Annotated in this window: 8 protein-coding genes; 1 reads left to right on the top strand and 7 read right to left on the bottom strand. The window is 44.1% G+C overall.

Annotation, left to right across the window (positions count from 1 at the left end):
- Nucleotides 1-87 precede the first annotated feature (87 nt).
- A complete protein-coding gene (locus DWW23_RS16050) occupies nt 88-699 on the top strand; it encodes an HU family DNA-binding protein (protein ID WP_122354285.1) in 612 nt (203 codons plus the stop codon).
- A gap of 86 nt (nt 700-785) precedes the next feature.
- Here DWW23_RS16050 and DWW23_RS16045 read toward each other — a convergent pair whose 3' ends face one another.
- From DWW23_RS16045 to DWW23_RS16015, 7 genes are all read right to left on the bottom strand, one after another.
- Complete coding sequence (locus DWW23_RS16045; RefSeq protein ID WP_122354284.1) at nt 786-2,891, bottom strand: hypothetical protein; 2,106 nt, start codon at nt 2,889-2,891, stop codon at nt 786-788.
- Nucleotides 2,892-2,908: 17 nt separating this feature from the next.
- Nucleotides 2,909-4,531 carry a RagB/SusD family nutrient uptake outer membrane protein gene (locus DWW23_RS16040; RefSeq protein ID WP_122354283.1) on the bottom strand — a complete coding sequence of 541 codons (1,623 nt, stop codon included), beginning with the start codon at nt 4,529-4,531 and terminating at the stop codon, nt 2,909-2,911.
- 12 nt (nt 4,532-4,543) lie between these two features.
- On the bottom strand, nt 4,544-7,789 hold the full coding sequence (locus DWW23_RS16035; protein ID WP_158583202.1) for a TonB-dependent receptor: 3,246 nt from the start codon (nt 7,787-7,789) through the stop codon (nt 4,544-4,546).
- Between the two features lie 217 nt (nt 7,790-8,006).
- The gene (locus tag DWW23_RS16030) at nt 8,007-9,014 is read right to left on the bottom strand and encodes a FecR family protein (RefSeq protein WP_122354281.1); all 1,008 of its coding nucleotides are present in this window, start codon (nt 9,012-9,014) and stop codon (nt 8,007-8,009) included.
- A gap of 83 nt (nt 9,015-9,097) precedes the next feature.
- On the bottom strand, nt 9,098-9,634 hold the full coding sequence (locus DWW23_RS16025; protein WP_122354280.1) for an RNA polymerase sigma-70 factor: 537 nt from the start codon (nt 9,632-9,634) through the stop codon (nt 9,098-9,100).
- 41 nt (nt 9,635-9,675) lie between these two features.
- Nucleotides 9,676-11,583, bottom strand: coding sequence for a DNA mismatch repair endonuclease MutL (gene mutL / locus DWW23_RS16020; RefSeq protein WP_122354279.1), 1,908 nt, complete (start codon nt 11,581-11,583; stop codon nt 9,676-9,678).
- A complete protein-coding gene (locus DWW23_RS16015; RefSeq protein ID WP_122354278.1) occupies nt 11,580-11,885 on the bottom strand; it encodes a hypothetical protein in 306 nt (101 codons plus the stop codon). The genes mutL and DWW23_RS16015 overlap by 4 nt, the downstream gene beginning before the upstream one ends.
- Nucleotides 11,886-11,905 lie beyond the last annotated feature (20 nt).

The raw sequence follows: 11,905 nt of genomic DNA, 5'->3' as shown, positions 1-11,905 counted from the left end.
GGTTTACACATTTTCTTTTTGTGATTGTGTAAACTTTTTTCAGTACAAGTCATTCAGATAGGAATTATTCATTAATACAGTAAGAATATGTCAGCAGAATACGACTTCTACAAAAATCCCATACCGAAAGGAAGCAATCGAAAACCGCGTTTGCACGCCCGTATCGTACCGAGAGGCACAGTCGACTCAGATATGCTTGCAGAAGAAATACACGATGCCAGCAGCCTGACCCCCGGTGATGTGGAAGCTACAATAACCATGCTAAGTAAAATGATTATTCGTAACCTGAAAGAAGGGAACAGGATACATATCAAGGGACTGGGGTATCTTGAAATGACTTTGCAATGTCCTGCGATAAAAGATCCAAAGGAGATACGCGCCGAATCCATCCAGTTCAAGTCGGTGGCGTTTCGTCCGGAAATAGGGTTGAAAAAAGAATTGAGCACCACCCGGTTCGTCAGGGCGGTCTATAAAAAGCATTCGAAGAACCGCTCGGCAGCAGAGATAGACGAATTATTGACCCGCTATTACTCTACCCACGAATCGATCGCCCGTCAGGAATTCCAGCAACTCTGCGGATTCACAAAAGGGACGGCCAATCGCCGCCTGGCCGAATTGGTAAAAGAGGGGAAATTGAAGAAAGAAGGGCTACACAAATTCCCGGTTTATGCTCCGGTACCGGGAAATTACAGAAAATAAGGCAAATCAGCCACCCTTCAGCCAAACCGTTTGTTTTACAAGGCTGAAAGGTGGCTGAAACCTGAAAGGACAAACTCCGTATCTACTTACAGTGATTTATTAAAGCCTTCATATTTTACAGTCCACGAACCATCCTGAGGAAAACCCGGTGCCTTCATAGCCGGACAACCATCCCATCCGCCTGCCATCATAGCGATAGCCGTGAGCAATCCACCGTTTCCGGGGAAATAAGGGAAAGGTGCCCTGCCTCCTCCGACAAGACCATGTTCGTCAAAATCGAAAGCCGGGTAATTCAGCAGGTAATCAATCGCTTTATCCGGATGAGATAAACGAGCCGCACACATGGCAAGCATTGGGAAATCCCATCCCCACGTATCATGCAATTTCCAGGTATTATGAACCTTGGATAATGTCTTGTCCATGACCGGTATATCGACTCCGTCTCCCGGCAACATGCCATAGGTTCCGATCAATGCCGGATGCTCAAAAGAATATTTGGTCCACATATCCTGAATACCTTCATGGGTCACATATACACCGTCTTCAACCGGTAGCGGAGATAGTTTTTCTTCGACCCGCTTCCAGTTTTCCTCTACCGGAAGTGAAAGACGTTTACGCCATTCGTTAGCTACCCGCAAACCGAATTTCCAATAACTCAGTTCAAAGGCCGGATTCATCGTTTCTTCAGGCTTTGTATTTTCAGAAACGATAAATACAGGAGGACCTAAGACATACTGATCCCGCTCTTTCACATAGAAAGCATAATCGGCCATAAAATCAGCCGTACCGAAAATAACCTGTTTCCATTTCTCCAGGGTTTCCCGGGTAGGATGCAATCTATAATCCAACTCTGCAAAATAAATCGGATGGGGTTGTTGCCAGATCAGTGTCGCATGGATCAGGTTAGGCCATTCACGATCGAAATCTGCCGTACATTTCGGCCAGCGGGCACCCTGATAACCCTGTCTTTTAGCCCTCTCTACAGAAGTCGGCAAATAATCGCGGTAAACGGAAAGCGATTTATCCAGCAAGTCCCAACGGTTCCATAACGCATAATGGACACCATGCCACCAAATCATTTCAAAATGGAAACGCCCGTACCAACCGTTATTAACCAGTCCGCTTTCCTGGGGAGGAAGCGAACCTGCCTCATTTATCTTCATTACGAACTGGGACAATACGATCCTTCTCTCCAATTCTTTCCAGCGGGGATCTTTACTGGCGGACAGGTCGATTGCCGCTCCCGACTCCCAGAAAGATTTCCAACCTGCAGTACTTTCTCCGAATATCCGGTCAGCCGCCGGAGCTCCTTTTTCCTCTTCACGGGAATAAAGACAGGAAAAGTCCAGACGGTCGGTATTTTCGGGGCAGAGTTCAAAATGATGGGGAGTATCCCCGGCTTCCTGTTGCAGGCGGGCCGGAGATGTCCATCTCAGTGTAGTATAATAATGGGTGTCGTCGATCTGCCTGGCAATCAGTACACGGTCCTTCGCTTGTTCTTTAAGAACGGTCTGATGCCTCTCCGCTTGGTCGTTGGTTCCCAAATAGTCCTGAAACTCGGATTTTACGGGATACGGAAATTCAAGAAATATGGTCAATTGCCCTTTACGGATCAGAGGACTTTCCACAGAAACACCTACCGCATCCGATGTCGGATGACAAGCTGTTTTGACTGAAACAGGAATGCTATCCAACTTAAACTGACTGTGAATAATGCCTGTCCACAAGTCCACCTCCTGGCGGGTATCCGACAGATCGGCTTCGGTCACCGCCGTTCCATCCGGCTTTGTCAGTTTCAACCCGATACGTCCCAGGTTAAAACGGTGCGGGTTTCCTGCCAGCCACGCCGAAAGTTCCGGTTGTTCGGGATTAGGCAGTTCATAAGGAACATCCCTTCCATGCGTATCCATCGTAAGCCTTTTAAAATCCTCCACCTTACACCCCTCCGGCAAAGGAAAACTATGCCAACTCCACTGCGACATCGTATTGAAAGGAACAAAAGTCTGTAACCCGGTAATATCCACAGAAAAGGCAAACTCTCCGTTACCTACCTGAGCCGGACTCCGGGGATCGGTCTTCGTTGTCACGATACGATGCCTGTCAACAACAGCCTTGCGGTCGATCTTCACCTGACCGCTTATGCCTGCACTTGCAAACAAAACACAAATAAGAACACTAATCAGTTTTTTCATTGAGAATTAATTTATTATTAATAACCTGGATTTTGCACCAGCGAACCTTCGCTCTTATCTATCTCCGTACGGGGAATAGGTACCAGCTTATGCTGTTCCAGGAACGACCGCTTCAATAATAATGAAATTTCATACGTTTTGGAGCCATCCTCCTTCTTTTGAATATTCATCGCCAGCAGATCCCTGTTCTCTGTCTTATCGGCAATTCCCCATCTTCTTACATCAAAAAAGCGATGTCCTTCAAATGCCAGCTCTACACGGCGTTCGTTCCGGATCTTATCCCGAAGCTTTTCGCCTGAAACAGTAACAGGCGGCATATTCACACTCTGGCGGCCACGCACTTTATTGACATATTCACGAGCCTGTTCCTCATTCCCCAACTCATACATGATCTCTGCATAATTCAGGTAAAATTCAGCCAATCGGAAGAATATCCAGGGATTTTCAGGCTTTATCGATGATCCGGTAGGTGGAATGGATTCGACCATAAACTTTTTGAATGCATAAGCCGTCTTCGAGGCATTCCATGAACCGATACTGCTCTCCGGCGAATCGAGTCCGCCATGCCAGGTTTCCGTCTCCCGTCCAGCCCACATAGAACCATCATGCAAGATCGAAGCATCCAGACGCGGATCACGTCCGGCATACGGGTTCGACTCATCATAGCCTGAAGCCGGATTTATCTTCAACGGCAGTTCCTCATTCAGATAGGGTAATTCACCATTCGTCATCTCATACGCATTCACCAGATTCTGCGTCGGATTCTCTCCGGTCCATCCATTTGAAGCGTTCCGACCGTTCCACAACATAAAGTCTGTAGAATTAGCCTGTGTAAAATAACGCGCAAAGATTATTTCATCATTGTCTTCCAGGAAGACAGACTGATAATCATTACCCAAACTATATCCGGCATCCAAAACGGCCTTCGTCGCTTCTGCCGCTGCTTCCCATTTTTCTTTTGAATGGGAAGGATTATTCTGCTCGCTGGCTGCATATAATAAAACTCTCGCTTTTAAAGCCTTACAAGCATCACCTGTAGCACGTCCCAATGTCTCGCCACTCGATTTTGCAGGTAATAAAGAGATCGCTTCATCCAACTCCTTCGTGATAAAATCCACACAATCGCCATAAGAATCGCGTGTCACCTTATAATCCTGATTCAACTCGAACAAGCTTGTGATCAAAGGAACGTCACCATAACGCCAAATCAGATTCGCATAGATCCAGGCACGGATAAACTTCATCTCCCCTTTCATTCTGTTCTTTAAATCCGTCTCAACCGGAGCATCATCAATCCGGTCGAAAAAAACATTGATCGAACGAATATTACTATATGCATTACTCCAGTAATTGACCTTTACGGAAACACCTGTCACATTATCAGAGGTCATTTCACCTTTCTGGACAACCCACATATTTCCCCAGTTATGGATACAATATGTTTCGTCACTCGCATCACTCAGCATATCCTGTCCGAACTCATGGTAAATAGAATTATAAGAAGCATTCACATAAAGTTCTATCAATGCACTGTCTTCCCATACATCGGCATCCGAAACTTTATCCAAAGGTTTCATATCCAAGACATCACAGGAATTGAAAGCTAATACAGCCGCTAATATATAGATTATTTTTTTCATATCAAATAGTATTTAGAATGTTACATTTATACCGAAGTTATATGTCCGCTGTTGTGGATAATACCAGAAGTCAGTCGTTTCCGGATCGAATCCTAATTCTTTCATATGATCGTAAATGATAAAGAGGTTATTCGCACTGAAAGAAACCCGCAGATTCTTCACCCATAACTTCTCACAAACAGAAGCAGGCAGCGTATAACCGAACTCCAGGTTTTTCAAACGGAGGAAACCGGCGTTCAACAGCCACTGGGTCGAAGCTTCTGTATTATTATTCCACATGCTCGAACTTCCACGCGGCATAGAAGCCTTGGGATTTTCAGGTGTCCATCTATCATTGGCACGCCATTCCATAAAGTTACCCAGTGAATAACTCATTACCGGGAAATAACTTCCGAAATATTGTTTTGCATTTTCCTGCCCCTGGAACAGCAATGAGAGGTCAAAACCTTTATATTCGAAATTCGCATTAAAGGAATAGACAATTTCGGGAGTACTTGTCTGGTCCACACGGATACGGTCTCTCGAGTCGATCTGTCCATCCTTGTTGACATCTTCATAGATGATATCCCCCGGTTGTGCATTCAATAAATGAGGCAACGACTCGATCTGTTCTGCCGATTCAAAAATACCAATTGCATGATAGTATAATTGAGATCCTATCGGTCGACCGGTTGCATATTGGTAAGGTTCAGCAGCCGGTTGTTCATCACTGAAAACGACCTTGTTACGGGCAAAGGAAATATTTGCCGACAGTCGGTATTTCAGCGGATTTGCATAGTTTTCATGAGAAACGATCATTTCAAATCCTTTATTATCTACAATACCTATATTCTCATCCGGCAACTTCAATCCTGTATAATCCGGGATAATAGCCGAACGTTTTGTCAGGATATTGGAACGTCTGGTTTTAAAATAATCAAACTCAATCCCCAGTAACCCATTCCATAAGCGGGAGTCAAAACCGATATTGGTCGTCTTGGCTACTTCCCAGGTGATATTAGGATTTGGAACACCGTTTTGAACCAGTCCGGTTACATCGTTCTTTCCTATTACATAATTACTACCATAACTATAAGTTGTCAGATACTGATAAGCTCCCACCTGGTCGTTACCCATTTTTCCGTAAGAACCGCGTATCTTCAGGTTATCCAGAAAAAGCAAATTCTTCATAAACGGTTCTTCCGAGATTCTCCACCCTAAAGAAAAGCCGGGGAAGAAGCCAAACCGTTTATTCTCCGGAAAATTAGGAGAACCATCCCGACGGAAAGTAAACTGTCCTAGATATTTCCCTGCATAATCATAAGATAAACGTCCGAAGATATTCTGCCGCGCCGTCTGTGACGAGCTACCATCATTGCTTTGCTTATTTTTATCACTGCTACCGGCAAAAATTTCCGGTATCGAGGTTGAAACATAATCACCTCTGTAAGCCTGAAGATAGTTCCCCTTCGTTTCACTCTGCTCATAACCAATCATGGCACCGACATGATGAGCGCCAAAGGTCTGGTCGTAATTAACCTTTGCCGTCATATACAGATTAGTCGGGTTTTCATATTTCTCCGACAAATTAGCTTTATCGCTTCCCATACCAGAACGTCCTTTATACAATTCACCTGTATTTTCATCCTTATAATAAACATAATCAGGGGTCTGGAAGTCTTTGGTAAAAACATAGCCGGCATCGTAACTGGCACTACCATCCAGCCACAGACCTTTCACCCAGGGAATATCCAGCTTGAAGGAAACCGTACTCTGAAGGGCTGTGGTCTTTATATCCCGTGTTCCGCCGGCATCGCTGACCATATTCAGGATATTTTCACTCCCACGGTTAGGCATCAACTTATCGGTTCCGGGCCAATAAGGTTGCCAGCTGGGCAGATATAAAAAGATATGGCTATAGGTTTCATTCGTCGAGAAAAACGGATAATGATTGTCATCCACTTTTCCTGCCAGATTCATCCCTATCTGAAGGTATTTAGTTACCTGCACATCGATATTGGAACGCAGATTGTATAATCTGACATCCGTTGTTCCATTCTTATAATGTCCGCTTTGGTGAGACTCACCCAGCGACAAATAATATTTCAAACGTTCGTTACCTCCCGATACCGATAAGTTCACCCGATGCTGCGGCGTCAACTTCTTGGTAATAAAACCATACCAATCCGTATTCGGGTAATTCGGATCCGAACCGTTCCTGTATTTCTCCAATTCATCCACAGTGTATCTCGGAGCACGTCCTTCGCCTTCTTCTATTTCATTATATACTTTAGCATAAGTATAGGAGTCTGCCATTTTAGGGGTACGTGTGGATTCCGAAAATCCTTGATTGTAAGAGAAATTGACAGAAGGCTTCATGGTGTTTCCGCGTTTGGTTGTTACCAATAAAACACCATTGGCTGCTCTTGCACCATAAATCGCTGCCGAAGCATCTTTCAACACAGATATATTTTCAATATCATTCGGATTGATCTCACCCAGACCTCCGCGTTCCACACCATCGATCAGGACCAGAGGAGAGGAATCTCCCGTCGTACTTTTACCACGGATGAAAATGGACGGATCGTCCCGCCCCGGTTCTCCCGAACGGTTATTGATAATAACACCGGGCAAACGTCCTATCAGAGAGTTAGCGACATTGATCGACGGACTCTTCATCACTTCGTCTCCTTTCAATGAAACAACCGACCCGGTAACAGATATCTTTTTTTGTGTACCATATCCTATAACGACAATTTCATCTATCTGCTTTGAATCTTCATCTAATTGAACAGCCATAGGTTGTCGGTTATTGGCAGATATTTCTTTCGGGTTATAGCCGATATAGGTTACCTGCAAAACGGCATCAGCAGCAACCGATAATTCAAAATATCCGTTCATATCCGTAACTGTGCCATTGGTCGTTCCCTTTTCTACGACATTCGCTCCAATAATACCTTCCCCGCTGTCGTCTTTGACATATCCACTCACTTTCTTTTGAGCCTGTTCCGTTGCTTTCTTCAGAATCAGATGATTTCCTGATACTTCAAAAGATATTTTAAGCGGAGGCAGCACTTTATCTAAAACCGATTTGAGAGTTTCATTAGTAGAAGATACAGAGACAGGCAAATCCGAATTGATCTCATTATAAAAGACAAATGTATAATCTGTTTGTTTCTCTACAGAAGAGACCAGTTCTTTTAAGGTACTATTCTTTAGTGACAAGGTCACTTTCACGGATTGGGCAAATCCTACATTGGTAAAAATTATTGATAACAACGTAATTATTAACGTTTTTCTTATCTTAAACATCTTCTTAAAATTTAAGGTTATAATAAAAATCGTATCTTTGCCCTTGAATATAAGCTCCCTATTCTATTCATTACGACGAATAGAATCTTCGAACAAGAGTTATATTGAAGGTCGCAGGCATTATGAATGACGGTTCATAATGCCTCTTCTTTACTATACCAACAGGCAAATAAAGGGGCATCTGCTATTTATATCTTATGGTCACCTCCTCTCCGTTTATTTTATAGTCTATAGGAGTTATTTGATCAATCAGGTTCAACATCTCAGTCAATGACTCCGTTTTCAGAGTAAACCAATAAGAATAAGACGGATTTTCATTCTCCAACCTGATCTTTACCCCATACCAACGTTCAATTTTCCTAAAGACGTCATAAAGGGAATCTCCTTTAAACTGCAATTTATTCAACATCCAGATATTATAAGTCTCTGCATCGAAAGCAGAGACATTCCAGCTGATATCCGATTTAGCAATCTGAACTTTCTGCCCCGGGACCAACCTGGTCAGCAAGTCATGCTCCCGTGTAGTTTCCACAGAGACACTTCCCTTATCCAAGGCCACTGAAATAAAGGGATCGGCAGGATAATCAGTCACAGAAAAACATGTGCCGTGCACCAGGACATTGACTGTACCAGTATTCACTATAAATTCATTCTTCTCATCATGCACGACATCGAAGTAAGCTTCGCCCTCCAGTTTTACCAATCGCCGGGTTTTAGAAAAGTCTGCCGGATAAGTCAATTTGGAATCGGAATTCATCCATACCTGCGTCCCGTCAGGCAATATCAGCTGGGATTTTTGTCCGGAAGGAACAATAAATACCGCTTCTGCAGTCAGATCATTTCCATTCGTACGGTAAAAGGCGGAAAGCCAGACAGAGAAGGAAAGTCCAACCAATAAAGCGATAGAAGCCGCAACAGCAACAGCTTTATATAGTTTCTTCCTGGTATATAATATTGTCTTTACCGGTTCATTGATCCGGGATAGTATGTTACCCCACATCTTCTCACTGTCAGGCACTACAAACCTGGAAAAATCAGCATGTACTATTTCCCATTCATGCTGATATTCCCGATACAATCTTTCATTTTCCGGTGATTGGGCACGCCATACTCTTACTTCCTCCGATTCCTCTTCAGAAGCCTGGTTTACGAAGTATTTCGCCAATAGTGTATGAGGTATTTTCTGATCCATTTTTTTATGTTTCTATATAATAGACACATTCCACCAAAGAATACCCTTAAAGCAAAATAATATTTTTTCTGATTTCCTGAAAATTACAACAAAGTGAGCAGGAACATGAAGATATCTCCTCCTTCTTTATAATGTGACAACATCCTCTCCCTTATTCTTTTTAACGCGATACCCATCTGGGCTTCAACGGTTTTTACTGAAATATCTTTCTCTTCCGCAATCTCTTTATAAGTTTTTTTCTCATCGCGGCTCATCAGGAAGATCTCCCGGCATTTAGGGGGTAAAGTCTCGATCGTATCCTGTAATAATAAAAAAAATTCTGCCCGGTCGATACAATCCTGCGCCTGCCTTTCTTCCAGTTCCATTTTAGCCCATCGCTCCAATACGATCGTTCGTGTATGTTCATTTCGCAAGTAGTTCAACATTCTGTTCCGGGCACTGCTATACAGATAGGTTTTGAGATAAGTAATATTCAAATTGGCGGATTCTTTCCAAAGATATACAAAAACATCCTGTACGACTTCCTCAATAGCTTGCTCATCGTGAGTATAGTAATTGAGAAAATAGCACAGTTTTTCATGGTACAATTTATATATACTATGGAACTCCTGTTCACTCATCCCCTTAAATATTAGACGAGCAAATATACTATATTATTTAGTTATCTGAACCGTTTCTCCAATTCTTCGTCGGTCAGCAGGGAAATGATCGTCTTTCCATCCGGTGTCAGATTGGAGTCAGGACAGGAGAATAAGGTAGCGATCAGATGATCCATTTCATCTGCCGACAAGCTTTTACCCGGACGTATGGCGGCTGCTTTAGCCAGAGACAATGCGATTGATTCGCAAATCTCTTCATGCACCTCACAGCCGGTCTCGATCGCCCGGTTCACAATATCCTTTATCAGCACCACCTGATCCACATTTTCCAATCCGGACGGCAATCCGTTGACTGCATAGCTGTTGTTTCCCAAGTTTGACAATTCAAAACCGATAAAACGCATATCCTCCAGCAAAGCGGGTAATACGGCTGCTTCAGCTGCTGTAAATTCGATTATTTCCGGGAAAAGGACTTGCTGAGATGCCCCCTTCTGCTGCCGCATATTATTCAGATACTGGTCGAACAAAATACGGATATGTGCCCGGTACTGATCGATCAAGGCCAATCCAGACTTTAACGAAGTAATGATGTAACGGCCTTTGTACTGGTAACAAGGAGTAATCGTGTCGGCAAACAAGGCCTCGCCACCTGCAGACGGCTGAACCGGTTCCGGCATAGCATTTGCCTCTGTATCGATCACCTCTCCCATCATCTCCAGATCTTTACGCACGGCATCCCGGTCACTCTCAAAGCCCTGGTAGAGTTGGGACCAGTCGAACTCCGACTTCCGGGAAGACGAAGAGGGCGAAGCCGATGACGATGAAGGAGAATAAGAAGACGGAGTAGCCGTCGACTTGAACGGATTATATCCCGAATCGAGCTGCACGGTAGGAGCTTTAAAGCTATCAGCCTCCTTGATAGGATTATAGACAGGAATATCTATCGCATCTTCCACGTCAAAATCAATGGTAGGAATAGCACTCGATTTGGCAAGTGCCTCACGGGTGGCCGCCATCAGGATCTGCCAGATAGGCTGCTCATTTTCAAATTTAATCTCGGTTTTGGTCGGATGGATATTTACATCGATCGTAGAAGGATCAAGCGTGAAATAGATAAAATAGTTGGGTTGTTCGCCGGGAGGGATCAACTGTTCATAAGCCTGCATAACAGCCTTATGGAAATAGGGATGCTTCATGAAACGACCGTTCACGAAAAAGTATTGCAGCGCCCCCCGCTTCTTGGCGGAATCGGGACGGCCTACGAAACCGGAAATAGTAACCAGCGAGCTTTGTGCATCCACAGAAAGCAACTTCTGGTTCAGGTTTTTGCCATATACATTGATGATACGCTGGCGCAGACCTGACTCCGGCAAATTAAATATTTCCGTATCATTATGGTTCAGTACCAAACCAACCTGCGGATTGACCAACGCGATCCGTTCGAATTCGTTGATAATATTACGAAACTCCGTCTCATTCGATTTCAGGAATTTACGGCGGGCTGGTACATTAAAAAATAGATTCTTGATCGAAAAAATACTACCCTCGGTACAGGCATCCGGCTCTATATCCTCCAGGGTAGATCCGGCGATAGATAGTTTCGTGCCCAGTTCGGTACCTTTCAGACGCGTACGCAGTTCCACATGGGCTACCGCAGCAATAGAAGCCAATGCTTCTCCGCGAAATCCCATGGTATGAAGAGAAAAGAGGTCTTCGGCCGAAGAAATCTTGGAAGTCGCATGCCGTTCGAACGCCATACGGGCATCCGTTTCGGACATACCTTTCCCGTCATCGACCACCTGGATCAATGTACGGCCGGCATCTTTTATGTTCACCTGGATATGACCGGCACCTGCGTCGATCGCATTCTCAACCAGCTCCTTTACGACGGAAGCAGGACGCTGAATAACTTCACCGGCCGCTATCTGGTTGGCTATACTATCGGGGAGTAAATGAATTATATCGCTCATGACCAAAACAAATACCAGAACAATGCTCCTAACACAGCCAGTGCCACGAGTAGTTTCACATTTTTATAGGTACGGCTACGTTCGTTATCGCCTCTGTCATGACTTTTCTTCAGATGCGACGTACCTTCGATAAATGTTCCTTTGATTTGGGGTTTATACTCTTCCAAAGACTCATCCATTCCTATCTCGCGCTTAATTTTACGCACGCGTTCTTCCATCGCCTCTTTATGGGGATCCCAATAGATCGGCTTATGATTGAACTGCCGGGGCTTACGTGTATTATAAAATGAGAAAAGTGCCATGACTTAATAAATTTAATAAT

Source organism: Parabacteroides sp. AF14-59 (assembly GCF_003479515.1).
Taxonomy (GTDB): Bacteria; Bacteroidota; Bacteroidia; order Bacteroidales; family Tannerellaceae; genus Parabacteroides; species Parabacteroides faecis.
The sequence above is the reverse complement of the archived record's forward strand: the minus strand, read 5'-3'. Positions and strand labels throughout refer to the sequence as shown.